The following is a 26,354-nucleotide window of genomic DNA, read 5'->3' as shown; positions in this document are numbered from 1 at the left end:
TTCTATTTTAATAAAAGTACTTTCCAAGCACTTTCTACGTCGTTATTTTCTAAATACTCTTGTGCAAAAGTATGCTTTTTTTCTTCAGATACACCAACAAACTGCCCATGTTCTTTAGCAAAGTTATTAACATCATCTTCAGTAGGAAGCTGCTCCACATTGCCTAACATTCCCAAATTATTACCTGTTAACACCTTACTGTTTTTAATTTCAAAAGGAATTTGATCTACTCCTATGCCCAGTGTTGACAACGGTTTAGGGATTTCAAAGAAACCGTCTCTAGCTCTACTATAGTAACTCCCTCCTGCTCTGGCAACTAAGTCAATTTTGTACTGATCAATACTTCCATCCTCAGCCAAAACATCTTCATTAATATGTAATTTAACTACTTCGCAGACAATTAAGTTTCCAGCTCCTCCTTCACTTCCTGTATAAATAATATCTTTTACCTTACATTCAAACTGTACAGGAGACTCAGCTACTCTAAATGGTTTTACTTCATCAGAAGGTAACATGGTTAAACCTGCTTTTTCAAATTCGTTAACTCCTTTTGGATACATAGTACTGCTTAACGACATTTGTTGTACTATATCATAGTTCACAACATTTACAACCACTTCTTTAGTTGCTTCTGCATTATCCAAGGTATGTTTAGTTGTATTGGCTCTCACGCTTCTTGCAGGAGAAAAAATCATGATTGGAGGGTTTGCTCCAAACACATTAAAAAAACTAAAAGGAGATAAATTTGGAACACCATTTTCATCAATGGTACTCGCAAAAGCAATTGGTCTTGGTGCGACTGCTCCAAGTAAATACCCATGTAATTTTTGTGTTGGTATATTCTTAGGATCTATTGATAACATTGTTCTTTTATTTTAGTGTAAATATACTACAGTTTCCAATAAGAAGTTATACCTAAGAATAGTTTATATTTGACGTATGAGTTTTTTTTACAATAACTTTTGGCTTAAACGAATTGCCGTTTTTGCTTCATTTATAATTGTTTTATTAATTCTTTGGAATACGTATATCTTCTTTCAAAAATTTAAAGAAGAGGAACGTATGAAAATGGAACTCTATGCTTCTGCTAATCAAGAACTAAATAACTCGGATCTTGATACAGACATTACCCTGTTAATGAAGATCATAGATAATAACAAAAACATCCCTGCTATTCTTACCGATTCAAATGGAAGCATTTTAGGTAGTAAAAACCTTGATAGTATTAAAAGTTTAGATTCGTTATACCTTAAAAATCAACTAACTTTAATGCAAAGTCAAAATGAGCCTATTGAAGTAAGTTACAAGAACACTCAAAAGAGATATATTTATTACAGAAACTCCGACCTTCTTTATAAATTAAAATACTATCCTTTAGCTTTACTTTTAATTTTAGCTCTGTTTTTAACCATTATTTACATGGTTTTTAAATCAAATAAAATTGCAGAGCAAAACAAACTATGGACAGGAATGGCTAAGGAAACGGCTCATCAAATTGGTACTCCCTTATCGTCTTTACTAGGTTGGATTGAAATCTTACGTGCAGAAGAAGTCAATGAAATGTACGTTCAGGAAATAGAAAAAGACGTCGACAGATTAAACATAATCGCCAACAGATTTTCAAAAATTGGTTCTTTACCTAATTTACAAGAGCAGGACATCGTTTGTGAAACGAAAAAGGTTTTTACTTATTTAGAATCTCGTAGTTCAAAACAAGTACAATTTTCATTTAATGCTTCCGATACGCCAATTATATCAAGAATTAGTGTCGAACTATTTGGATGGGTTATCGAAAACCTAATCAAAAATGCTATTGATGCGATGGCTGGTAAAGGAGAAATAAATGTCAGTGTTAAAGAAGCTTCTAAAAGTGTAATTATTCATATATCTGATACAGGAAAAGGAATTCCTAAATCTCAGTTTTCAGATGTTTTTAAACCTGGATTTACAACGAAAAAGCGAGGATGGGGACTAGGGCTTTCACTTTCTAAAAGAATTGTAGAGAGCTACCACAAAGGAAAAATATTTGTTCAAAAATCTGAACTCGGAAAAGGTACAACATTTGAAATACAGTTAAACAAAGTCTAAATACCAAAGCTTTAGATTTTGTTTAACTGCAGTTTTTATTTATTGAAAGTTACGAGATATTTCCCCTGCAATAGTAAAAAATTCGTCAGTAGTTAGTTTTGCTTTTGAAATAAAGCGCATGTCATCCATCTTATTTATTGGAATTAAATGTACATGAACATGTGGTACTTCCAAACCAATAACACTCATTCCTACGCGCTCACAGTCAACACTTTTTTCAATAGCTTTTGCCACACGATATGAAAAAGCCATCAAACCACTGTATTCATCTTCTGATAAGTCAAATAATTTATTTTCTTCTCTTTTAGGAATAACTAAAGTATGCCCTGGAGCATTTGGATTAATATCAAGAAAAGCGAAAAAATTGTCATCTTCAGCAATTTTATACGATGGAATTTCTCCTTGAACGATCTTTGTAAATATACTAGCCATAATAGTTTTAAGTTTAATTTTTTCTCAATTAGTTAGCTCTGGGTAAAGTTAAAAAAGAAATCGAGTTTTAGTTTCCTAAAACCCGATTTTCAATTTTAATTTTTAATTATAATTTCTTCTAGCGAGAGATATCCATTATTTCAAATTTCATAATACCATTTGGAACCTGTATTTCTGCTAAATCTCCCACCTCTTTACCAAGTAAACCTTTACCTATTGGAGAGTTAACTGATAATTTTCCATTTTTAATATCGCTTTCACTATCTGCAACTAAGGTATAGGTAAACTCCATATTGTTCACTGTATTTTTAATCTTTACAATGGAATGGATTAATACCTTAGAAGTATCAAGTTCACTTTCATCTATAATTCTAGCACTAGCAACCACATTCTTTAATTTTGCAATCTTAGTTTCTAATAACGACTGCTCCTCTTTTGCGGCATGATATTCGGCATTTTCACTTAAATCTCCTTTATCTCTGGCATCTGCTATCTCTTGTGACACACGAGGTCTTTCCACCTGCTCTAAGTGTGCTAATTCATCTTTTAACTTTTTAAGTCCTTCTTCTGTATAATAAGATACGTTGCTCATAACTTCTTTAAATTTAAAAATCTCATACCCTTTGGGATGAGATTGTCTTACAAATGTACAAAATTTTCGTAAATTCGTAACGTTATGTTTACATCTATATACTTAACAAATGAAAAAAATTCTTTTAACACTTTTCATAGGAGCTTTTGTTAGCTGCGGTGATAGTGTGGTTGAAAACAACTGTTTTAACAACTCAATTCAACCTTTATCTTTTGATTTAAACAACCCTCAATTAAATGGTTTACTTACTCCAAATGGAAGTGCCATTGTTAATGGTGGTATCAATGGTATAGTACTTTTTAACAAAGGTACAGGAGGTTCTTTTTCTCAATATATCGCCATAGACAGACAGTCTCCTAATAGAGATTGTGGTACTCCTATGATTGTGAACCCTCCAATATTGGAATGTCCTTGTGATGGTACCAAATACAGTATGCTTGACGGTAGTATTATTTCTGGAGAAAACAGTTGTGCTGGAGGAGCTAGAGTATATACCGTTACTCAAAGTGGTAGTACTTTACAAATAAGTAATTAAATTGATTTTACTACCAAATAGATTCTTATTTTTGCAGCTACAACAACATAACTAACAGATTTAACGTGAAAAATTATTTCTCTTCAGATTTTAGATTGGGCGTACTGGGTGGCGGTCAATTAGGAAGAATGTTACTTACTGAAACGCAAAAACTAGATATTTACACTGTAATTTTAGATGGTAATTCCAATGCGCCATGCGCTCAAATATGTAATGAGTTTCATCAAGGGGACTTATTAGATTTTGATACCGTATATAATTTCGGAAAGCAAGTTGACTTACTTACTATAGAAATTGAAAATGTAAATATCGATGCCTTAGATAAATTGGAAGAAGAAGGGCTTACCATTTTTCCTAAACCAAAAAATTTAAGAACAATACAAAACAAAGCTTTACAAAAAGTATTTTATCATGAACAAGGAATTCCTACTGCAGACTTTACAAGGTTTGCCTTGAAGGAAGATCTTGAAAAAGCAGTCCTTGAAAATACTGTAAGTACTCCTTTCGTTTGGAAATCTGCTAGATTTGGTTATGACGGAAATGGTGTAAAAATTGTAAAATCGATTGATGATTTACAAAACTTACCTTCTGGAGAATGTATTGCTGAAAAGTTAATTCCTTTTAAAAATGAATTAGCTGTAATAGTTGCAAGGAATAAAGCAGGAGAAATAAAAACATACCCTGTGGTTGAAATGGAGTTTCATCCTGAAGCAAACCAAGTCGAATATGTTATTTGTCCAGCCAGAATCGATGAAACTGTAGCTAACAAGGCTCGAAAAATAGCTCTAGATGTTGCAGATGCTTTTGATTTTGTTGGTTTATTGGCCGTTGAAATGTTTCAAACTGAAGACGACACTATCTTAGTAAATGAAGTGGCTCCCAGAACTCATAATTCAGGGCACTACTCTATCGAAGCAAGTTACACAAGTCAATTTGAACAACACGTTCGAAGTATTTTAAATTTACCCTTAGGAAATACAGATAGCAAAGTTGCTGGAATTATGGTAAACCTTGTGGGAGCTGAAGGTCATACAGGTGATGTAATTTATAAGAATATTGAAGAAGTATTGAAAATTGAAGGAGTTACGCCTCATTTATATGGTAAAAAACATACAAAACCATTTAGAAAGATGGGACATGTAACTATTGTAAATACTGATGTTAATAAAGCGCGTGAAATTGCGCAACAAGTAAAAGAAACTATAAAAGTTATCGCTAAATAAAAATTATGGTAGGAATTATAATGGGAAGTGACTCTGATCTTCCGATAATGCAAGAAGCAATTGATGTTTTAGAGAGTTTTGATATTAAAGTAGAAGTTGATATTGTTTCCGCTCATAGAACTCCTGAAAAGTTATTCGATTATGCTAATAACGCACACAAAAGAGGTGTTCAGGTTATTGTAGCTGGTGCTGGTGGTGCTGCTCACTTACCTGGTATGGTTGCAAGTATGAGTCCTTTGCCTGTAATTGGGGTACCCGTAAAAAGTAGAAATTCTATTGATGGATGGGATTCGGTTTTATCTATTCTTCAAATGCCTGGAGGTGTTCCTGTAGCTACTGTAGCTTTAGATGGAGCAAAGAATGCAGGTATTTTAGCCGCTCAAATTATTGGAGCTTCTGATAAATGTGTTTTAGATAAAATTGTTGCTTACAAAGAAGGACTAAAATTAAAGGTTGAAAAAGCCTCTGAAAGAGTTAGAAAATAATTGTCTTTCAATAAAAAAACAACTAACCTCGTAGACCCAAAATCTATGAGGTTCTTTATTTATATCAATGAGATAATACCTATATTAGTGTCTCTAAAAATTTAAACTGACTTTAAAGAATCAGAAAATGAATCCACTTTTAAAAGATTTTGATACCGCTCCCTTTTCTAAAATTCAAGAAAAAGACTATAAACCAGCCATACAAGAGGCTATTGCTCTTGCAAAAAAGGAAATTGATGTTATCATTTCAAATACCGAAGAACCTACTTTTGAAAATACAACAGTGGCTTTGGATAACACTGGTCAAAAATTAGATAGAATTACTTCTATATTTTTTAACCTGAATTCTGCTGAAACAAATGAAGAAATTCAAAAAATAGCAAAAGAAGTTTCTCCATGGTTAAGTGAGTTCAGAAACGATATTACTTTAAATGAAGCTCTTTTTGCTCGTGTTAAAAAAGTTTATGACCAATTAAGTGATTTAGACTTAACTCCTGAACAAGAAACACTTTTAGACAAGCAATATAAAGGCTTTGCTCGAAATGGTGCAAACCTAAACGAAGAAGATAAACTGGAGCTCCGTAAAATTGATACCGAACTTTCAAAACTTTCATTACAATTTGGTGAACATGTACTTGCCGAAACTAATAACTTCGAAATGCATATTACCAATGAAAATGATTTAGCCGGGCTTCCTGACAGTGCTAAAGAGGGTGCTAAAATGTTAGCCAAGCAACGTAATAAAGATGGTTGGGTTATCACTTTAGATTATCCAAGTTATATTCCTTTTATGACCTATGCTAATAACAGAGGATTACGTAAAGAGCTTTCTGTTGCTTTTGGAAAAAAGGGGTTTCAACAAAATGAATACAATAACGAAGCTATCGTTTTAAAAATTACAAAGCTACGTCATAAAAGAGCTAACTTACTAGGTTACAAAACACATGCAAATTTTGTTTTGGAAGAACGCATGGCTGAGACACCTGAAAAAGTATTAGATTTTTTAAACGACTTGTTGCAAAAGGCTAAACCAGCAGCTGAGCGCGAGTTTGCAAATCTTCAAAATTACGCGAAAAAACTCGATAATATTGATCGATTGGAAAAATGGGATAGTGCCTACTATTCGGAAAAATTAAAGAAAGAACTATTTTCTCTTGACCAAGAGCTATTAAAACCATATTTCAAGTTGGAAAATGTGATCAATGGAGTTTTTGAAATAGCGAATAGATTATTCAAGTTAAACTTCAAGGAAATTGATACCATTGACAAATACCATGAAGATGTAAAGACCTATTCTGTTTCTGATAATGACGGTAATTTTATCTCTTATTTTTATGCAGACTTCCATCCAAGACCAGGAAAGAGAAACGGTGCATGGATGACCTCTTATAAATCTCAACAAATACTAAATGGAGTTAATGAACGCCCGCAAGTTTCAATTGTTTGTAATTTCACCAAACCAACCGAAACTAAACCTTCTTTATTAACTTTTAATGAAGTTACCACCTTATTCCATGAATTTGGGCATGCATTGCATGGTATGCTAGCAAATACAACATATGGAAGTTTATCTGGAACTTCTGTTTCATGGGATTTTGTAGAACTTCCTAGTCAAGTATTGGAAAATTGGTGTTACGAAAAAGAGGCTCTAGAGTTATTTGCTAAACATTACGAAACTGGTGAAACAATTCCAATGGAGTACGTTGAAAAAATCAAAGAATCCGCTAGTTTCCATGAGGGAATGCAAACCTTAAGACAATTGAGTTTTGGGTTGTTAGACATGAGTTGGCATGCTGGAGAATCTCCTGAATCGGTTACTTCAGTTAAAGAATTTGAATCTGAAGCGTTTTCTAACACAAAACTATATCCTGATGTTGAAGAGAATTGCATGAGTACTTCTTTTTCTCACATATTTCAAGGGGGGTATTCTTCTGGATATTATTCATATAAATGGGCGGAAGTATTGGATGCAGATGCTTTTGAATACTTTCAGGAAGAAGGTATCTTTAACAAGGATGTGGCTAATAAGTTTCAAGAAAATGTACTTTCTAAAGGAGGTACTGAAAAGCCAATGGAATTATACAAACGATTTAGAGGTAAAGAACCTAATTCTGATGCTCTGCTAAAACGTGCTGGCTTAATTGCTAAGTAAAAAATTAAGTTAAAATTGAGTTACAATCTTTTTTAACTTTCTATTAGATAAAGAAGTCCTTATTTTTATAAAAACTAACTTTATGAAAATAAGGACTTTTCTTTTTCTTGCTTTCCTATATTCATCTACACTATTATGTCAAATTACTATTCGCGGTAAAGTTTTCTTAAAAAATAATGAAGCTTTGCAAGGAGCCTCTGTTTACTTAAATAATACATCTATCGGAACAATTACCAATAACAAAGGTGAATTCGAGCTCAAAGTAAAAAACGGATATTATGATTTAATTATTTCTTTCCTTGGATTTGAAAAACGCTTAGTTAAAATCAAAAATGAATCACAAGAAAATTTAAAAATCCAATTAACCCCAAGTAATAATGTTTTAGATGAAGTAATCGTAAAAAAAACAGTTTATGATGACGAATGGAAATATAACCTTTCTAGGTTTAAACGCGCTTTTTTTGGCAAGACCAATTTTGCCAAAGAATGTATAATCATAAACGAAAAGGATATTTTTTTCAACTTTAACACGAAAACAAATACACTATCAGCTTATTCAAAAAAACCTATTAGAATAAAAAATAAAGCTTTGGGTTACCTAATTACTTATGAGTTAATAGACTTTTCCATAACCTCCGATCAATTGGTTTTTAGTGGTTATTCTCAATTTAAAAACTTAAAGAAAAAATTAAAGAAGAAATGGCTTGCAAATAGAGCTACAGCTTTTCATGGATCACGCATGCATTTTTTTAGAAGCCTATTGAATAAAACTCTTAAGCAAGAAGGTTTTGTTGTTAATCAATTTAAACGTATTAAAAACCCTGAAAGACCTTCACAAGAAAAAATAAAACAGGCGAGAGAATTGTTAAAGTTAGCTGGAAGAATTGATATATCAAAAAAGATAACAACTCCTAAAACTGCAATTGATAGTGCAATAGTAACACTACAGAAAATGAGATTACCAAAATTTAGAGATTATCTGTATAAGCGAAATGTTCCATATTCAGAAATGGTAACTATAAAAGATAATGAAGTTAAATTAGACTTTGAGAACTTTCTTTCCATTACCTATTTAAAAGAAGCAGAAGAACCAGCATACTTGGTTGGTATGTTCGGTAAAACTAAAAAATCAAGTGGAGTCCAAAGTTCGAGTATTGTGCTGTTGGATGGCAATGTCACAATGTTTCCCTCTGGAGTTGTTGACAATCCAACTTCGGTTTTTAACGAAGGATATTGGGGGTTTGAAGCTTTTGCTCATACCTTGCCATTAGATTACACTCCTCCAAGTAACTAAGCTATTTTTTATTAAAATGATAATTGTTATTAGCTGCTTTTTTTTGATACATCATTCTTGCAATTTTACTTTTATAATATCTCTTTAACATTTCATACACGATAAATTCATTCGTTCTGTTTCTTCCCATAAAAAGTCGGTCTAAATTCATATGTAGAAAACTTGCAACTAAATCGTTCATTTGTATTGCCAACTCACCTTTTTCATATATTAACTTTATTTGTTGTATCACTTTTATATTAGACATGCTTCTAACTTCTAATAGTTTTAATACAGAATAATATTCTTTCTCTCCGTTTTCATTTAAAATATTTTCAATCAATGGTTGTAAAAATCTATATTTTCGATCTAAGCTTACTTTTAAGGCTTTTCCCCCACCATGTTCTTCAAAAAACATAGTACTTAATACTGTTACCAACTGAAATTTTTCTTTTAAATTATATCCAAAATCATTTAAAAAAACATCTACAGACCTAATTGCCATTTGCCAGCGAATAGTATTTCCTGATTCTAAGTCGATTTCCGATAAGAAATTAGTAACAAATATACTGTCATAACAAAATAATTCTTCCGCATGCTCTATGGTGTTTTTTCCATACCTTTCTAATTCACGGATATACGTGTCAACTTGAATTTTTGAAACTAAATCTTGTTTAATTAATGGTTCTAGCTCATCATTTATATATTGTATGACACTTCCTATCAACTGTAAATTTGAAATACGAAATCGCACTCTTAAATGATAGTCAGAGTCTATATATCTAATAAAAAACCAATGATTAATTGCTTTTTTTTCCAGTAGCTTTTCAGTTATTTTTTTTATCTTTTCAATTAAAACAAAATCTGATGTTTTTACTCCTGTATATATTTTATAATACAACCATTCACTACCAATAGTAAAAGACTGTTTAATCTTTGATTGATTTACTTTTTCTTTAATATTATCTTTAACCTGCTCTTTATTCTTTCTTCCATTTAAAATAATTGCAACACATTCATTTGTATAATGATTTCCATTTGTATTAGTTATTAAGGCATCTTTGTTAGAAAACAAATATTCTTCTAAAATAATTTCTTCTCTATTTTTTATCACATTCAAAAACGTATCAATAGCTATTTCTTTTTCTACATCAATCAACAGCTCATTATCTCCTTCTATTATTAAAAATTTGTTCGGTAGCTCTAATTTATTTTTGAAATTAAAAAATAAATCATATCTCTCATCCTTTCTTAAATCTTTATTCAATAACTCTTTATATTGCTCTTTTCTAATTTGCCACCTTGCGGAACTTAAAATAGTCGAATTGAATTCCACTCTTGGTAAAAATTCAAATTGTCTTGCCAAGACTCCCCAATTAAAACCGACATAGGATTTTTCAAAATACTGAGACTGCAAATCACATAAAAAATGATATACAGGTAAACTGTTATAGCTATAATTGTGGGCATTCCCCAAACGAGGAATGATCTCTTTTTGTAACTTTTTGTCAAATAGGATTACTCTATTTCTTCTTACTTTTATAAAGAGATTTTCCATTTTTATTTGAAAATCAGGTTTTAGCGAGCTTTTTGCCAAATATGGTATTTCATAATCTCTAAAACTTGATCTTGCCAAAATATTCCCAGTTCTACTTTCTGGCAAGTGTATTATTTCTGCTAAAATTTTATCAGGAAATTGTTCTTGCTCAAAGGTGGCTATTTCAGTAACCACGCTGTGAAGGTCTTTATTTCCTAAGCCAAAACGTCCTAAAATATTAATAGCGCTACTTCCTCCAGCTCCTTTAAAATGAATTTTATTTGTACTGGCTTCAACAACTTTAAATAACGCCGCCATAGAAGTAGGTAATTCTTTCTTTGTAAAGTCAATATCTTTAAAATCATTGTCAGATATTTTAATTACTTTTTTATTCTCTTTGGTAGCTTTAACTATTAGTTTTAATAAATGAGATTGTAATGTATTCCATTTTATTTCACTTTCACTGTTCTTAAAATTAAAACGAAGTCCTTCAATTAATTCGTTAATTCCTTCTATATCCTTTTCTAAATACCCTACTCCAATTTCAGTATCTAATGCAGTAAGTAAAGACACTTCGTTATCTTCATAACGATCTCGAAATCGTTTTATAAAATTAGTTAAACTATTTTTTTGTATTACGGGTGTTATTTTGTTTAAAAATAACAATGTTCTTTCTAACTCATTTTTAATTTCTTTATCAACACTGTTACTAATTGCTTCTTTAAATAAATCCGTTTGAAGTAGATTAGTTTCAGTTAGATTAGCTATTATTTTTTTTAACTCTATATGAATTGTTTCATATGTTTTTATTGAATTTAATACCTTACTGTCAATTTTATTAATTAACTTATTTACTTTTTCTAAAACATTTAAAAGCTCTGTCGAATTTTTGTTTTTATTTAATTTAACTATTTCTTTTACCTTATTAAAAATCTTTTTAAAATAATCTTCTCCTGTTAAATTTGCTTCCAAATCATTAGTTAGAAGTTGAGATTCTATTAACTCATTAATAAAAAATATTGCTTCTTCTTTTGTTATTTGATCATCAACTAAAAAATCAACCAATTCATTAATTGTCTTTCCTTCTTGTGTGTTTTCTAAAATAAATGTTAAATATGGATTACAATCTACGCTACTTATGTTATGATATCGCTTGTTATTTTTATAGTAATATTCAATATAACGGTAGGTATTACCTACTTTATAAATACTTGTATTTGGATAAAATTTTAAATACGGTTTGATATACTCTTTATCAGCTATTTGTTGAGTTAACATACACAAAACATTCATATCAATTCTTGTTGTACGCACCAATGTTTCACCTAAACTTGCTGATAATTCAATTTCGTTTTTATCTCCCCAACACCCTATACCAATTCCTGCAAACAACCCAAAAGGAGTACATCTATTACTTGCTCTGGATTGATATTTATATAATGATTTTTTTATTTTATCAGAGGCTTCTGAAGATTTATTTAAGTGCTTCTGATACTCTTTATACAAAGTGGGTGTTGACAAATATAGTCCTTCAAAAAAAGCTTGATCGTTTTCTTTTATTTTTTTTGTTGTTGGATAAAGCGGTGATCTAAAAATAACTTTTGATAAAAATTTCACACAAATAAACTTAGATTAAACAATTGTTTTGTGATATTTTAATATAGTCAATAGAAAACCAACTTATGCAATCACATATTGCTTTATTCCTATCTTTTTATAAGGATACCACCTCCCTTTAAATCTTTCAATACTGGTATTTCTTTAACTTAATAACAAGCATTCATCCCAATTTAAATCATTGACCTCATCAGTTAGAAAACCTAACAAAACTAAACCTATTCCAGATACACCTTCAAGCAGCCCCATGTTATTAACCCAACCACGATCTCCTTGCCAAGACTTAAAATTATCTACTTTGTTTTTTTCTAATTTCAAAAAAGTTTGTTCTAACCAGTAATTGCGAGTTTCATCAAACTTTTTAATTTTTGTTTCCTTATAAATTCTATTGTATAGATGTGCAATACCAGATGTCCCGTGGCAAAATCCGGCATCTACCACTTTGTTTTCTTTTAAATTCCTCCGTCTTGATGCATGTAACATAATATTTATGCCTTCTTCTTTCCATTCTTTATGATCAAATGCTTTTCCCGCTTGCCAAAACGCATAAGCTATTCCCAAATCACCATAACACCAAGCCAATCTTGAATCATAAATTATTGGTTCATCCTTTCCTACAAAATTGGGATAAAGTGATAATGTGTTACCTTTAGATTTATGTGATTGTATATATTGTAACACTTTACTTACAATTTTTTTTCTTTCTTTATGTCTACTTTTAGAAAAAATTATTACCACAGAAGCTAAACCATGAGACAAACTAAAATCAACACTCTTTGATGTATCTATATTTTTAAATATTCCCTTCCAATTCTTATAATAATAACCTTTTTCACTTACCTGAACTCCTTCTAAAATAGAATTAGCAATGTCTTCAACAAAATCCGCTTCTACTATTTTTTTACAGGAGTACCCTACCTTTAGCACTCCCAAAGAACCATGTAAAAAATCATAATTCCCGTACTTGTTGAATGTAAAAGCCGTTTCCATTATTTCTCTTATTTCATTCTTAATATCAACCAATAAATCATCAATCACATTTTGTTGTGATAAATAATTTATTAACCAAATATTCCCGCAAACTCCAGAAGAAAACGACACCTTATTAACCTTATCAAAGTTTTCTAAAAATTCTATCATTCTTTCTTCAAAAACTGCATTGACATCGTATAGACCGAGCTTTTTTACAATATATTGAAACAATAGCTGTCCTCCTCCCGTTCCATGCAAACAATAATCAGTTTTTCGAGACTTTTGAACTTCTTTATAAATTAAATAAACGGTCTCGTTTATATTACCTAACATAAATTTTTTATGATTTTAAGAAGAGGCTAAATATTTTTAGCCCCTTTTCATAAACATTTAAATAGTTTTAAGCTCTTCTCTTTTTATCAACGACCTGAGAAGGAGCAGGAGCATACTCCGCACAACCGAACTGTTCACAATGACAAGTATTACGTGTACCAACTTCCCATGCTAAGGATGCCTCTCCTCCATTTTCAAGATTAGAAGGTACGTGAGCTCCTCCATTTAATAGCCCCATTTCTTCTCTATTTAATTTAGTAATCGTTTGCTTGTTTAAGCTTAATTTACCTGAAAAATTAACTTTTTTCATAATTATTATAATTTAATTGATTAAAAAAATCCTTTTCGTGGATCTATACGGTTTAAGGTTTTCTCCTACATACATGTGCACTAGGTATGTTATTAATTAGAAAAAGTATTGTTTAAAAAACAATAATATCTACTAGTAAGTAGTAGAGTTAAAAAAGTATTACCCATTATTTTTAAATATTTCAGGAAATAATACCAATTGAATTTTGAAATGACATCTAAATAATAATGAACTATGTTTAGAACTGATGTAGATAAAAAGTACTAGCATAACATTAGCTATGGGGTTATCTTTTAACGACAATCAAGCTAAAAAGAAATAACTTGTATGTGTCATTTTAATGTTTAATTGCTATAACTATTTTTAGAAGAGAAGAAGACTTTTTACCCTCTATTTACTTTTGTTAATTTTTGAATACAGGCTTTAACTATTTTTGTTATCTTTTTTAGAAAATATTAACAGATTATAGATCTCAGTAATGTCACTTTAAATTTACTTTTGCCATCATGTTGCAATAATTTAAAATGGCGCTAAACAAAAATATACTACTTAAAAAAGGAACATCATTATTTCTATTGATGTTATTTTTGAGCGCTATTGTTTTAAAAGCAATACACCATCATAATGAAAAAAGTGTTAGTGATTCTTCAAACGAGGTAACCCAAATTTACCAAGCAATCGATAATCATTGCGATATTTGTTCGTTTTCAATTCCTAATGTTCAATTACTAAAACTTACATTCTTTCACCTAGTATTACCTCTTGTAATATCTAAAATAGTAATCGATAATTACCAAATTAGCAAATTATTAGATTACTATAACTCGAATTTCCAATTACGAGCTCCTCCCATAACAATTTAATCATATTTCAATTTCAATAACTCGTTTCTATGAATTCCCCATAGAAAATATTGAACCGTAATCAAATTCCTATTATTTGATTATACCAGACTATTTATAACTCTATTTTAAAATGACAAATAAAAGCTTAAGCTATTTATTTTGTGTGTTCTTTTGCGCAATAAGTTATGCCCAAAAGACTCAAAGTATTACTCTTAAAATAATCGATTCAAACTCGAAAAAGGAAATTCCCTTTGCTCATGTCAGTATTGGAGATAAGCACGCTTATGCCAAATCAGATGGAAGGGTCTTTCTTTCTAATATCCCCTACGGTTCTCAAAAGGTAATGGTTACACATGTTGGTTATGAAACTTTAAAAAGAAATATTTCAATTCCAAATGAAAAGGAAATTATCCTTGCTCTAACACTAAATAACGCAACTCTAAGTGAAGTAGTAATTTCACAAAACCCACGAAAAACAATGAGCAAATTTTCTGCCATTACCTCTGAGATCGATAATAATTTCCTTGAAAAAAATAGAGATAATAGTTTAATGCAAACGCTTAGAGACATTCCTGGAGTTAATGCTATTACAATTGGTTCTGGACAATCTAAACCCACTATTAGAGGTTTGGGCTTTAACAGAATTGTGGTTGTAGAAAATGGAATAAAGCATGAAGCACAACAATGGGGAGCTGATCATGGATTAGAAATAGATCAGTATAATATTGAAGATATTGAGGTAACGAAAGGAGCTTCTTCTCTACTCTATGGTTCAGATGCAATATCTGGAGTTATCAATCTAAAGAATAATACAATTCCTGATATCAATAGTTTTTCTGGGGAAATAAATGTAACCAATAGAAGCAATAATGATTTTTATGGTATTTCTGTTGGAATTAAACAACGTTATAATCAATGGTTTTATAAGGCAAGGGTAACTCTTGAAGATTATGGAGATTTTAAAGTTCCTACCGATAGAATAAATTATGATAATTACATTTTTAATCTTCACAAAAACTACCTGAGAAATACAGCTGGGTACAATCATAATTTAGGGTTTTCTTTAGGTTATGTAAATGAGAATATTACTTCTATTACCACCTTCAGTAATATTAATGCTAAAAATGGTTTTTTCGCGAATGCACATGGTTTGGAGGTACGAAGTTCAAAAATTGACTATGACCATGATAATAGAGACATTGATTTACCCTTCCATAAAGTTAACCATTTTAAAATTACAAATAACACGAGTTTTTCTTTTGAGAATAATATACTAGATCTAGAGCTAGGCTATCAAAAAAATCATAGAGAAGAACACTCTGAACCAGTTGCACATGGTTACATGCCAGCTCCTAATAATTCTATGGAACGTCTATTTGAAAAATCTACATATACGTTAAACATTAAAGATCGGATCTCCTGCTTTGAAAACCATAAAATAACTACAGGTATTAATCTTGAATATCAGGATAATAATATTTCGGGGTGGGGCTTTTTAATTCCGGCTTATGACCGTTTTACTATTGGAGGCTTTGTTTACGATCAAGTAAAATTAAACGACAATCTTTATGTCGATGGCGGAATACGGTATGACTATGGATCAATAAAAACACAACCTTATTACGAGTGGTTTTATACTCCTGTAACTGATCAAAATGGAAATACTACTCAGCAGAAATTACAACGTGCCGAAAAAAGAAATTTATCCTTTAGTAGTTTCAGCGCTTCTGCAGGAATAAGTTATACGAAAGAAAGCACTTCTTATAAAATAAACTTTGGTAAAAGTTTTAGAATGCCATTGGCAAACGAGTTAGCATCTGATGGTGTAAACTACCATATGTATCGTTATGAAGAAGGTTCTTTAGACTTAGATCCGGAAAGTTCTTATCAAATAGATGCTGAATTTAAAACTACGTTTAACAACATGGACTTTCAAATAACTCCATTTGTCAATTATTTTGACAATTACATTTATTTAAGTCCTTCTTCAGAATATTATCAAACATTACAAAAATATCAGTATCAACAGAGTAAAGTATTCAGATATGGTGGTGAAATTCTGGCTCATTATAGACCCATAAATTCGATTACTTTGTCAGGTTCTATAGAATATGTTAAGGCGAAGCAATTAAGCGGACGAAAAAAGAACTTTACATTGCCGTTTTCACCACCTCTTACTGGAGTTGTATCTGTTGAATATAACTTAAAACCTTGGTCGTATTTTAAAGAAATGAATCTCTTTGCTAGCGGTAGATTTGCTTCTGATCAAAATGAAATTGTTCCGCCAGAAAAACCTACAAAAGGCTACTCTTTATTCAGTTTAGGTTTACGCACCAATGTGCTCGCTTTTTCAAAAACTAATCCACTTAAAATTCAAGGAAAAATAAACAATCTTTTTAATAGAAAAGCATTTGATCATACAAGTTTTTACAGGTTGATAGAGGTACCACAACCTGGAAGAAACTTTTCAATTACACTAATACAAACATTTTAAATTTTTATCATGAAAAACAATTTTAAAACACTAATTCTACTATTCTTAAGCACTGTCTTGGTTTCATGTAGCGATGATGAAACACCTCCAACATTCGATGAGAACATTAATGTTGAAAGGTTTACAGGTCTTGAGCTTGGTAATTCAGACTTCGTTCTTCCTCAATCGAATATTGATGTCCACACTGAATTCGATTATCAAGGTACAAGTAAGGTTACTAAAATTTACTTTAATGTACAGCCTCATAATGTTTCAACACCTCAAACAGGAGAAGTTGCTTGGGAATTAAAAGACCATTTAGTACCTGTTGATAATTATGAAGGGCAACTTAACCCTCATATTCACTATCACGTATATTTTGATGAAGAAAACAGATACGAGCCTTCTATCAGACCTGCAGAGGGAGTTTACAAATTCAAAATTACAGTTGAACATGAAGATGGGTCAAAAAGCGCTATTACGAAAGAGCTTCACATTATCAAAAAGTTCAAGAATATGGAAATCGGTGAAAACAATGTCGTAGCCTTAGGTACAGATGAACTGCATACAGAGTACCAATACATCTCTGGAAATAACACAGTAACTGAAATTAAATATCAATTATGGTTTAAAGAGTGGAGAGAAGGGCAAAACGTAGAAGTTGGAAAATGGGATAAAATAGAAACTATTTTACCTGCTAATTTATATGAAACCGTAAGAAACCCTGAAATTCACTATCACTATGATCTGATTCAAGGATCGCCAGTTGGTGGATACTGGCTAAACATTTATGTTAAAGAAAGTGGAGAAAGTGAAGCCGTGAAGCTGTCCGTACCATTTAAAATACAATAAAACAGTAAAAAAGAACTTGATGATATCAAGTTCTTTTTTTTATTTAATCTAAATTATATTTAAATTTGAAACTTATTACAATCAATGAAAACAATGAAAAAATTAGGACTACTACTTCTAATAACAATAATAACCACTGCTTGTAGTAGCAATGATGAAGAACCCGACACAACGAAACCAACAATTACTGTTCAATACCAAGGAGGTTTCCCACAATCTTGTGATGTTCTAGAAAAAGGGAATGAATATATACTAAAACTTAAAGTTGCAGATAATATATCGGTGGAAAAATACGCTGTTGATATTCATCATAACTTTGATCACCACACTCATGATGACCAAGGTGCTCAATGCGAATTAGACCCTATAAAAACACCTATAAATGCTTTTTTGTATAGAGAAAGTTTTACAATTTCCAATTCGCCTAAAGAATATGAAATTAATCAAAAAATCAATATTCCAAATGACGTAGACTCTGGAGACTATCATTGTTCAATATCAGTTATTGATGGTACAGGATGGCAAAGCAGAACATCTATTGATATAAAAATTCAATAATAACTTAACCCGTATAAGCCTTATGATTTTAACTAAAGACCTATCAAAAAATTATGGCGATTTTGCAGCCTTGCAAAATTTAAACTTGACTGTAAAGCAAGGAGAAATTCTTTGCTTACTTGGTGCCAATGGTGCAGGAAAATCTACTACGATTAATCTTTTATTAAACTTTATTACTCCAACCTCTGGTAAAGCTTATATAAATGGTTTAGATGTTACAGAAAACGCCACCAAAACAAAGTCTTTTCTAACTTATATTCCAGAAAACTTAATGCTATATCCTACTTTAACAGCAGTTGAAAACCTCGATTATTTTTTAGGTATCAGCGGTAAAAAGTTTTCTAAAACAGACTTGGAGTTATACTTGGAAGAAGCAGGGCTTCAGCATGAGGCTTTTCATAAAAGAGTTCAGTTTTTTTCCAAAGGTATGCGTCAAAAAGTAGGTATTGCCCTAGCTATAGCTAAAGAAGCAAAAGTATTATTACTTGATGAACCAACTTCCGGATTAGACCCAAAATCAAGCAACGAATTCGGTGAATTATTAAAAAAGATGAGAGCAGAAGGCGTTGCTATTCTAATGGCAACTCATGATATTTTTAGAGCGAAAGAAATAGGTACTCACATTGGAATTATGAAGCAAGGAACTTTAAGACATCATTTTCCTACGGAAGATATATCACTTCGCGAATTGGAAGAATTGTATTTAGATACTATGATCTTAAAAGAAACCGCCTTATGATACGTCATATAATTAAGAAAGAATTCAAAGAAACTTTTCGGGACGGTCGATTCAAAATAGCCTCTGTTATTATTTTAATTTTGGCGGTTTCAGCGTTATTTATTACATCTAATCAATATAAAACCGTTAATGATCAACACAAAGAAGCCGAGCAAAAAGAACGAGAATCATGGGAATCACAAGGAGAAAAAACTCCACATTCCGCTGCTCACTATGGAAACTACGTTTTTAAGCCCAAATCACCACTATCACTAATCGATCAAGGTGTAGATAAATACACCGGAATTTCAATATTTTTAGAGGCTCATAAAAGAAACGAAGCTCAATTTAGCAACGCTTCTGATCAAACAGCATTATCTCGCTTTGGAGAGCTAACCATAGATTTTATTCTTCTCTATATACTCCCACTAATTATAATCCTAATTGGATATAATAGTTTTACCAAAGAAATTGAAGGGAATACGTTTCAAATTTTAAAAAGTCAAGGAATTGTTGGATGGAAATTACTAATAGGAAAATGGCTCGCTACTTTAATTCCACCGATTGTTATTACTACTGTTTTGTTTTTGATTAGTGGTTTGTTATTAACCAATATTGATGATTTTTGTACTTTAAATTGGTCTGCTTTAGCTACTTTATACTTTACTTATTGCTTCTATTATATCATTTTTACCAATATTGTTTTACTAATTTCATCATTAGTTAAAAAGTCAGGTATTTCTTTAGTTGTCAATTTATTCTTTTGGGTGTTGGCCTGTTTTGTGGCCCCAAAAATAGCGAGCAATCTAGCGGAAAATCAATATCCATTCCCTACACATCAAGAATTTTCCAAAAGAATTGAAGAGGAAAACAAAAAAGGGCTTGATGGTCATAATCCTTGGAGTAAAGAAGCTAAAAAACTAGAAAAAGAAGTTCTAGAAAAGTATGGAGTGGACAGCTTGCATAAACTACCTTTTAATTTTAGCGCCTACAGAATGCAAAAAGGAGAAGAATACCAAGCTGCTGTATTTGCAAAGCATTACGATTATTTGAAAGAACAAGCTGAAAATCAACACAAAGTTTACAAAACCGCTTCGGTTATTTCTCCATTTTTACCTGCTCGATTCCTTTCAATGGCAATTGCTCAAACCGATTACACTAGTCATAGTGAGTTCGCGGAAGCCGCTGAGAATTATAGAATCGAAGCACAGCGTTTTTTAAATGGTACCGAAGAAAAAAATTCCAAGTATGGTGAGCGTTATGTAGCTTCTAATGACATTTGGTCTAAACTACCAGAATTTGAATACGAAAAAGCCTCTTTTTCATCGGTAATTCCAAATAACTCAGCATTATTTGTAATTCTTTTTCTTTGGTTTGGAGTTTCAAGTTTAGCATTATTATTAACCAATAAAAAATACTAAAGAATGTTTGTACACAATTTTAAATATGAATTAAAAACATTGCTAAGAAGTAAATGGTTAGTACTACTTTTTATAACAACATTTGTAATTATTTTCTTTTCTGGATATAACGGTCAACAAAAAGTATCAAGACGTGCCGCCGATATTGAGAAAATTAATAAAACTGTGAACGAAAAGGATCAAAAAATGTTGCAAGTTTTAGATTCCTTAGAAAAAGGATACGAAATGAACATAAGCTCATGGAGAAGTCCTCAAAGACCAATGACCATTGGATACTCATATCCACGAGTTGCTGCAATGCCTCCTAAACCATTAAGTTTTATTTCTCAAGGACAAAGTGATTTGTTTTCACATTATGTACAACCGAGAGCTTATGGAGATAGCTTCCTATTTAATTATTCTGAATTATCAAATCCTGTTCAACTTTTATTTGGAAGCTTTGATTTGGCATTTGTTATAATTTACATTATTCCTTTAATTGTAATAGCCTTTAGCTTTAACATATTTTCGGCAGAAAAAGAATACGGTTCTCTAAAATTAATTGCTTCTCAACCCATTTCAGTAATTAAATGGACATTTCAAAAAATAGGAATCCGTTATCTATGGATGGTTATCATTACACTTCTCATCTTAGTGATCACATTTGCTTTTAATAGTTTTGATTTTGCCCAACATACTTCTGGTTTCATTTCAATGTTTCTATTAATATTAGCCTATATTACTTTTTGGTTTTCAATTGTATTTTTAGTCAATATTTTCGTTAATAATTCAGCAAAGAATGCAGTTTCATTATTAGCAATATGGGTAGTAATTATCCTTATCATTCCTGCTACCATAAGTCAATTTGGAAATTCATTATATCCTGTTCCTTCCAGAACGAAATTAATAACGGAAGTACGTGAGTTTAAAGAAGAAGTTTCAAAAAAACAGGATAAAATTCTAGATAACTTTTTAAGAGACCATCCTGAGTATGCCGATAATGGAAAGGGAACTAATTATTCTTTCTGGCATAAATATTTGGCTTCGCAAGACATTATTGAAGATGAACTGGCTCCATTGGTTAAAACCTATGAAGAACAACTGAAAGAGCAGCAAAATTGGGTAAAAAAATGGCAATACTTCTCCCCTGCAATTATTGTTCAACAGGCTTTTAACTCTATTGCGGGAACCTCGACATTAGATTATCAAAGCTACAGACAACAGGTAAGTGTTTATGCAAAAGAATGGAGAAATTATTTCGTTCCAATGCTTTATAAAAATGAAAAGTTTTCTACTGAAAAATATGAAAACCTTCCTTTATTCAACTTTAACAGCCCTGAATCAGCATCTGTACCGAAAGCTTTAATTCCATTATTTATTTTTTCTATTGGAATTATAATGATTGGTGTATCAATATTTAAAAAGAAATTGAAAAAAGGTACAATTATCAATATGTAATCCTCTTTAAAAAACTTAAAAAAGAAAACACCTGCCAATCACATAGCAGGTGTTTTTTGTTTTTGTATAATTTATTAAACATTGCAGTTATCATCTTTACAATGTTTCTTGTTATGAAAGTGTAGCCCAATTAATAAAATTGATGGAAAATAAATAGCTTCTTCAAACAATGGTATAAAATGCAAATATTCGTTTAAAATAATTGCTAGTAGTACAATCCAAGTCAAATAAAGAGCAATTTTAATCCAAATTTTATTGGTAATTTTTGATGCCGAGTATACAGCATAAAATGAAATTAATAAAAACAATAAGTCGATTAACCTCCACCATATTGGGCTGGACTCGCAACATGTTACCGTACATGTTTTAGCTATAAAAATAAATGGTGTAGCAAGACAATGTACAAAACATAGGGATGAACTAATTATCCCGATGTTATTAGAGTCAATAGTAAGTTTCCTAATCATGATAATATATTAAAGCAACCAAGTTGCAAATATATTACTATTTTAAAAAAGAAACACTATCTATCTGTTCTTCTCTTCAATCCATTTACTCATAAATTTTGTTGCCTGTACGATTTTATAATTCAAGATACTTCCAATAAAATTGTCTTCTCGATCATTATTAAGATTTAGCAACCTATTTTCAATTTCTTTATTGAATTCACTCTCTAGCTTTTCTTTATTATATTTTAAATTTATAATGTCAATCCCCTTCTCTTGCTTCTCCTTCCATAACTCTTCATTAGTATAAAGCATAGTAGCTTTTTTTGCAAAATCGGCAATATCATTTTCTATAAATCCATTCCAAGATAAATCTCCTTTCATTCCCTCTGATCCTATTTCAGTTGTCACACTTGGAGTTCCTGCTAACATTGCGTCCGTTAGTTTACCTTTAATACCTGCTCCAAACATTAAAGGGGCAAGCATTACTCTGGCTTTTGCTATGGTTTCTAAAGCACAAACGGCGGCTCCCTTTACAATGAATCCTTCTTTATTATTAGTCATTTGTAAAATATGTTCAGGTGCATAGGCTCCATATATATGTAATTCAGCTTTGGGTAATTTCTTTCTAATCAATGGCCAAATAAACTTCTTTAACTGTACAACTGCATTAACATTTGGAGCATGTAAAAAGTTTCCAATAAAAACAAAATGATTTCTTTCATCGTAAGCAGGCCATTCTTTTCTGTGACTCTCCTCTATTCTATTTAATAGGAAAGGTAAATGGATATAGAGTTTTTTATTTATTTTAAAAAAATCTCTCAGTAACTGGACTTCATATTCCGAAATGATTAGCGATACATCACATCTAAGTATAGCTGCAATTTCTCTTTTTGCTAAATCCGAACTTAGCAATTGCGATAGTTTAAATTCTTTCTTCTTTTTAAAAGAATCATGACGTACTTTTCTTAAACTATGCAAATCTTCTGTATCAAGAACCTTTAAAGCATCTGGGCAATTCTCTGTTACCCGCCATCCAAATTGCTCTTCCATCATAAACCTATCAAACATTACAATGGTAGGACTCTCCTCTTTAATAAAAAGGTCAAAAGAAGAGGAATTCAATACGATTGTTTCTTCTTTTACTCCTATCTTTTTTAAGTCTATTGATCGTTCTGTTTTCTGAGCAGGACATGCAAAGGTAACGGTGTATCCTTTTTTTAAAAATATATTAATAAGTTGAAGCATTCTGCTCCCAGCGGCCGATGAGTTCGGTTCAACCCAAACATAACCAATTATAACAACATGTTTTTTCAATAACTATTCTCTTGAATTAGTTCGTAATCTTCTTGTGCTAATTTAGCCCACTCCATCAAGGTCTGTTTTTCCGAATCAGACAACCTCGCTTCTTTATGGGTTACTAAATACGACTTTAAAGGTACTTTGTTTTCTTTAACACCAAAATAAATTTCTTTCATGTGATGTTTCTTTTCTTTCGAAGAGTATTGTTCCCATATTGAAAAATCAAAATAACTTTTACCCTCTTTTATATGCTCCGCCATCCAAAAATTAATTGGAGTAATATTACTATACCATGGATATTTTGTTACAGCACTATGACAATCCAAGCATGCCTTTTTAATTATAACTTCCACATTAGGTGTTACTTTAGTTTCTTTCAAAAAGACCTTTAAGGTTTTATATTCTCCTAAGTTTTTTTCAGGACGAAATAATTGTGCTATCAAAAATATGGACAGTACAATTCCTGCGATTACTTTAAATCCCCTCATTTAATGTTTTCTATTGAGTTTTAAAAATAAAAATTCTTTGGAATTCTCAAAAATTAGAAAACTGTAAAATAGGCAATTACCTCCTTAAGAAAAACAATGTATTTATAGTTTTACTCTTTCTCTAGAATCACTTTGTATTCAGCTTGAGCAGCTTTTCCCCAATCTACTAAAGTTTTAATTTCTTCATCAGTTAATTTAGCATCTCCATGGGTAATTGTATATGATTTTAGAGGCATATGCTTCTCTTCAACCTCTTCATAAACCTCGTCCATTTTATGCTCTTTCTTTTTCAAGCTATAATTTGCCCAGTTCGAAAAATCAAGATGCTCCCTTCCTTCTTCAACATGGTGTGCCATCCAGTAGTTAACTGGAGTAATTTTACTATACCAAGGATACCTAGTTTTTGCACTATGACAATCAAAACATGCCTTTTTAAGAATCGTTTCAACTTCATCATTAGCTCTTGTTTCGGCCAAGAATCCCTTTACGCTTTCATAATCACCTAAATTTTGTTCAGGTTGAAAAAACTGTGCGACCAATAATCCTCCTAAGGCTACAATGCCTACTTTTTTCAGTATACTCATTTGTTTGTTTTTTGTGGTTACGTATTAAATCTTGAACCGTCAGGCTTAAAAAAATAACGTTTATTTTACAGTATTAATAACGATTTTAAACATGTCGGTTTTATTCTGTTTGTTTTTGCTGTCTAAAAATAGTAATTCTTTAGTATAAAGGTATAATATCACAAATAATCGTACATTTGTACTTCTTAAAAAAGAACTAAATAATTTAAGCTGCACGCTTTTAAAAAACGCATAAAAATGAAATACGATGTAATCGTTATTGGTTCTGGTCCTGGTGGATATATTTCTGCTATCAGAGCTGCTCAATTAGGATCTAAAGTTGCTATTATAGAAAAGTATTCAACTTTAGGTGGAACTTGTTTAAATGTTGGATGTATCCCTTCAAAAGCTTTATTAGATTCCTCTCATCATTATTATGATGCAGTTCATCATTTTGAGGAGCACGGTATTTCTGTTGAAAAACCTACTTTTGACTTTTCAAAAATGGTTGCTCGTAAAGCTTCTGTAGTTGAGCAAACTACTGGAGGTATAAAATATTTAATGGACAAGAACAATATTGAAGTATTCGAAGGTCTTGGTTCATTTGAAGACGCTACTCACGTTAAAATTACTAAAAACGACGGTTCTTCAGAAGTTATTGAAGGTACTAATATTATTATTGCTACTGGATCAAAACCATCTTCTTTACCATTTATTTCAATTGATAAAGAGCGTATCATTACTTCTACTGAGGCTTTAAAATTAAAAGAAGTTCCTAAACATTTATTAGTAATTGGTGGTGGTGTTATTGGACTTGAATTAGGTTCTGTATATAAAAGATTAGGTGCTGATGTAACCGTTATTGAATATGCACCTACGATTACTCCTACTATGGATAAGGATGTTTCTAAAGAATTAACCAAAGTATTAAAGAAGCAAGGAGTAAAATTCAACGTAAGTCATGGAGTTACTTCTGTTGAAAGAAAAGGTGATGAAGTAGTTGTTAAAGCTACCAACAAAAAAGGTGAAGAAGTTGAGTTCAACGGAGATTACTGTTTAGTAGCTGTTGGACGTCGTGCTTATACTGATGGTTTAGCTCTTGAAAAAGCAGGAGTAAAAGTATCTGAAAGAGGTCAAGTAGAAGTTAACGACCACTTACAAACTAATGTAAGCAATATTTATGCTATTGGTGATGTAGTAAGAGGTGCTATGTTAGCACATAAAGCTGAAGAAGAAGGTGTTGTTGTTGCTGAATACTTAGCTGGACAAAAACCTCATATTGATTACAACCTAATTCCTGGTATTGTTTACACTTGGCCAGAAGTTGCTGCCGTAGGTAAAACTGAGCAAGAATTAAAAGATGCTGGTATTGATTATAAAGCTGGTAAATTTTCAATGCGTGCTTTAGGTAGATCTCGTGCAAGTGGAGATTTAGACGGTTTTGTTAAAGTTTTGGCTGATAAAGCTACCGATGAAGTATTAGGAGTACATATTGTTGGAGCACGTGCTGCTGATTTAATTATGGAAATGGCCGTGGCAATGGAATTTAGAGCTTCTGCTGAAGATATTGCTAGAATATGTCATGGACACCCAACGTATTCTGAAGCGATTAAAGAAGCTGCAAAAGCTGCTTGGGATGGAAAACCTTTGAACGCTTAAAGTAAATAAGACTTTACAAGATATTTAGAGCGGCTTCGAAAAT

General features: G+C 31.4%; 24 protein-coding genes. 14 read left to right on the top strand and 10 right to left on the bottom strand.

All coding sequences use genetic code 11. From position 1 onward, the window contains the following. Positions 1-2: 2 nt before the first annotated feature. A complete protein-coding gene (locus tag ACKTTV_RS15550; RefSeq protein ID WP_408031782.1) occupies positions 3-863 on the bottom strand; it encodes a flavin reductase family protein in 861 nt (286 codons plus the stop codon). A 76-nt stretch (positions 864-939) separates the two neighbouring features. Here ACKTTV_RS15550 and ACKTTV_RS15545 point away from each other — a divergent pair, with 76 nt between their 5' ends. Then, a complete protein-coding gene (locus ACKTTV_RS15545) occupies positions 940-2,088 on the top strand; it encodes a sensor histidine kinase (protein ID WP_408031781.1) in 1,149 nt (382 codons plus the stop codon). 39 nt (positions 2,089-2,127) lie between these two features. Here the strand turns inward: ACKTTV_RS15545 and ACKTTV_RS15540 are convergent, their stop codons facing one another. Together ACKTTV_RS15540 and greA are read right to left on the bottom strand one after the other, a co-directional pair. After that, positions 2,128-2,520, bottom strand: a complete 393-nt coding sequence (locus ACKTTV_RS15540) for an HIT family protein (RefSeq protein WP_408031780.1) — start codon at positions 2,518-2,520, stop codon at positions 2,128-2,130. A 118-nt stretch (positions 2,521-2,638) separates the two neighbouring features. After that, positions 2,639-3,112 carry a transcription elongation factor GreA gene (gene greA, locus ACKTTV_RS15535; protein WP_408031779.1) on the bottom strand — a complete coding sequence of 158 codons (474 nt, stop codon included), beginning with the start codon at positions 3,110-3,112 and terminating at the stop codon, positions 2,639-2,641. Positions 3,113-3,221: 109 nt separating this feature from the next. On the opposite strand from greA, the gene ACKTTV_RS15530 reads away from it, so the two are divergent. The 5 genes from ACKTTV_RS15530 to ACKTTV_RS15510 all read left to right on the top strand — a co-directional run bounded on the left by ACKTTV_RS15530 (position 3,222) and on the right by ACKTTV_RS15510 (position 8,801). Beyond that, a complete protein-coding gene (locus ACKTTV_RS15530) occupies positions 3,222-3,647 on the top strand; it encodes a Rieske (2Fe-2S) protein (RefSeq protein ID WP_408031778.1) in 426 nt (141 codons plus the stop codon). Between the two features lie 65 nt (positions 3,648-3,712). Beyond that, a complete protein-coding gene (locus tag ACKTTV_RS15525) occupies positions 3,713-4,870 on the top strand; it encodes a 5-(carboxyamino)imidazole ribonucleotide synthase (RefSeq protein WP_408031777.1) in 1,158 nt (385 codons plus the stop codon). Between the two features lie 5 nt (positions 4,871-4,875). Beyond that, positions 4,876-5,355: a 5-(carboxyamino)imidazole ribonucleotide mutase gene (gene purE, locus ACKTTV_RS15520; protein ID WP_408031776.1), complete on the top strand. Its 480-nt coding sequence runs from the start codon at positions 4,876-4,878 to the stop codon at positions 5,353-5,355. A gap of 127 nt (positions 5,356-5,482) precedes the next feature. Next, entirely contained in the window at positions 5,483-7,507 is a 2,025-nt protein-coding gene (locus tag ACKTTV_RS15515) for a M3 family metallopeptidase (RefSeq protein ID WP_408031775.1), read from the top strand. Positions 7,508-7,589: 82 nt separating this feature from the next. Further along, entirely contained in the window at positions 7,590-8,801 is a 1,212-nt protein-coding gene (locus ACKTTV_RS15510; RefSeq protein ID WP_408031774.1) for a carboxypeptidase-like regulatory domain-containing protein, read from the top strand. Position 8,802: 1 nt separating this feature from the next. Here the strand turns inward: ACKTTV_RS15510 and ACKTTV_RS15505 are convergent, their stop codons facing one another. The 3 genes from ACKTTV_RS15505 to ACKTTV_RS15495 form a co-directional block, all read right to left on the bottom strand. Then, positions 8,803-11,934, bottom strand: coding sequence for a lantibiotic dehydratase (locus tag ACKTTV_RS15505; protein WP_408031773.1), 3,132 nt, complete (start codon positions 11,932-11,934; stop codon positions 8,803-8,805). A 144-nt stretch (positions 11,935-12,078) separates the two neighbouring features. After that, positions 12,079-13,239 (bottom strand): lanthionine synthetase C family protein, encoded by a 1,161-nt coding sequence (locus tag ACKTTV_RS15500; protein ID WP_408031772.1) that lies wholly within the window; start codon positions 13,237-13,239, stop codon positions 12,079-12,081. A 67-nt stretch (positions 13,240-13,306) separates the two neighbouring features. Beyond that, positions 13,307-13,549 carry a class I lanthipeptide gene (locus ACKTTV_RS15495; protein ID WP_408031771.1) on the bottom strand — a complete coding sequence of 81 codons (243 nt, stop codon included), beginning with the start codon at positions 13,547-13,549 and terminating at the stop codon, positions 13,307-13,309. 524 nt (positions 13,550-14,073) lie between these two features. Here ACKTTV_RS15495 and ACKTTV_RS15490 point away from each other — a divergent pair. The 7 genes from ACKTTV_RS15490 to ACKTTV_RS15460 all read left to right on the top strand — a co-directional run bounded on the left by ACKTTV_RS15490 (position 14,074) and on the right by ACKTTV_RS15460 (position 21,853). Continuing rightward, positions 14,074-14,412, top strand: a complete 339-nt coding sequence (locus ACKTTV_RS15490) for a hypothetical protein (protein WP_408031770.1) — start codon at positions 14,074-14,076, stop codon at positions 14,410-14,412. A 112-nt stretch (positions 14,413-14,524) separates the two neighbouring features. Then, complete coding sequence (locus ACKTTV_RS15485) at positions 14,525-16,888, top strand: TonB-dependent receptor (protein WP_408031769.1); 2,364 nt, start codon at positions 14,525-14,527, stop codon at positions 16,886-16,888. Between the two features lie 9 nt (positions 16,889-16,897). Then, complete coding sequence (locus ACKTTV_RS15480; protein ID WP_408031768.1) at positions 16,898-17,719, top strand: hypothetical protein; 822 nt, start codon at positions 16,898-16,900, stop codon at positions 17,717-17,719. An 84-nt stretch (positions 17,720-17,803) separates the two neighbouring features. Then, the gene (locus tag ACKTTV_RS15475; protein ID WP_408031767.1) at positions 17,804-18,277 is read left to right on the top strand and encodes a DUF4625 domain-containing protein; all 474 of its coding nucleotides are present in this window, start codon (positions 17,804-17,806) and stop codon (positions 18,275-18,277) included. Positions 18,278-18,299: 22 nt separating this feature from the next. After that, positions 18,300-19,016 (top strand): ABC transporter ATP-binding protein, encoded by a 717-nt coding sequence (locus ACKTTV_RS15470; protein ID WP_408031766.1) that lies wholly within the window; start codon positions 18,300-18,302, stop codon positions 19,014-19,016. Then, the gene (locus ACKTTV_RS15465) at positions 19,013-20,416 is read left to right on the top strand and encodes an ABC transporter permease (RefSeq protein WP_408031765.1); all 1,404 of its coding nucleotides are present in this window, start codon (positions 19,013-19,015) and stop codon (positions 20,414-20,416) included. Before ACKTTV_RS15470 ends, ACKTTV_RS15465 begins: the two co-directional genes overlap by 4 nt. A gap of 3 nt (positions 20,417-20,419) precedes the next feature. Then, positions 20,420-21,853, top strand: coding sequence for a DUF3526 domain-containing protein (locus tag ACKTTV_RS15460; RefSeq protein WP_408031764.1), 1,434 nt, complete (start codon positions 20,420-20,422; stop codon positions 21,851-21,853). Between the two features lie 74 nt (positions 21,854-21,927). On the opposite strand, the gene ACKTTV_RS15455 is transcribed toward ACKTTV_RS15460, so the two are convergent. The 4 genes from ACKTTV_RS15455 to ACKTTV_RS15440 form a co-directional block, all read right to left on the bottom strand. Beyond that, positions 21,928-22,320 (bottom strand): MerC domain-containing protein, encoded by a 393-nt coding sequence (locus tag ACKTTV_RS15455; RefSeq protein WP_408031763.1) that lies wholly within the window; start codon positions 22,318-22,320, stop codon positions 21,928-21,930. Between the two features lie 60 nt (positions 22,321-22,380). Further along, positions 22,381-23,616, bottom strand: a complete 1,236-nt coding sequence (locus ACKTTV_RS15450; protein ID WP_408031762.1) for a glycosyltransferase family 4 protein — start codon at positions 23,614-23,616, stop codon at positions 22,381-22,383. Further along, a complete protein-coding gene (locus tag ACKTTV_RS15445) occupies positions 23,613-24,089 on the bottom strand; it encodes a heme-binding domain-containing protein (RefSeq protein WP_408031761.1) in 477 nt (158 codons plus the stop codon). The genes ACKTTV_RS15450 and ACKTTV_RS15445 overlap by 4 nt, the downstream gene beginning before the upstream one ends. A gap of 110 nt (positions 24,090-24,199) precedes the next feature. Continuing rightward, entirely contained in the window at positions 24,200-24,673 is a 474-nt protein-coding gene (locus ACKTTV_RS15440) for a heme-binding domain-containing protein (RefSeq protein ID WP_408031760.1), read from the bottom strand. A gap of 237 nt (positions 24,674-24,910) precedes the next feature. Here ACKTTV_RS15440 and lpdA point away from each other — a divergent pair, with 237 nt between their 5' ends. Continuing rightward, positions 24,911-26,311: a dihydrolipoyl dehydrogenase gene (lpdA, locus tag ACKTTV_RS15435; RefSeq protein ID WP_408031759.1), complete on the top strand. Its 1,401-nt coding sequence runs from the start codon at positions 24,911-24,913 to the stop codon at positions 26,309-26,311. Positions 26,312-26,354 lie beyond the last annotated feature (43 nt).

The organism is Tenacibaculum xiamenense (assembly GCF_964513065.1).
Lineage (GTDB): Bacteria > Bacteroidota > Bacteroidia > Flavobacteriales > Flavobacteriaceae > Polaribacter > Polaribacter xiamenense.
This window is presented reverse-complemented; position numbering and strand designations above follow the sequence as displayed.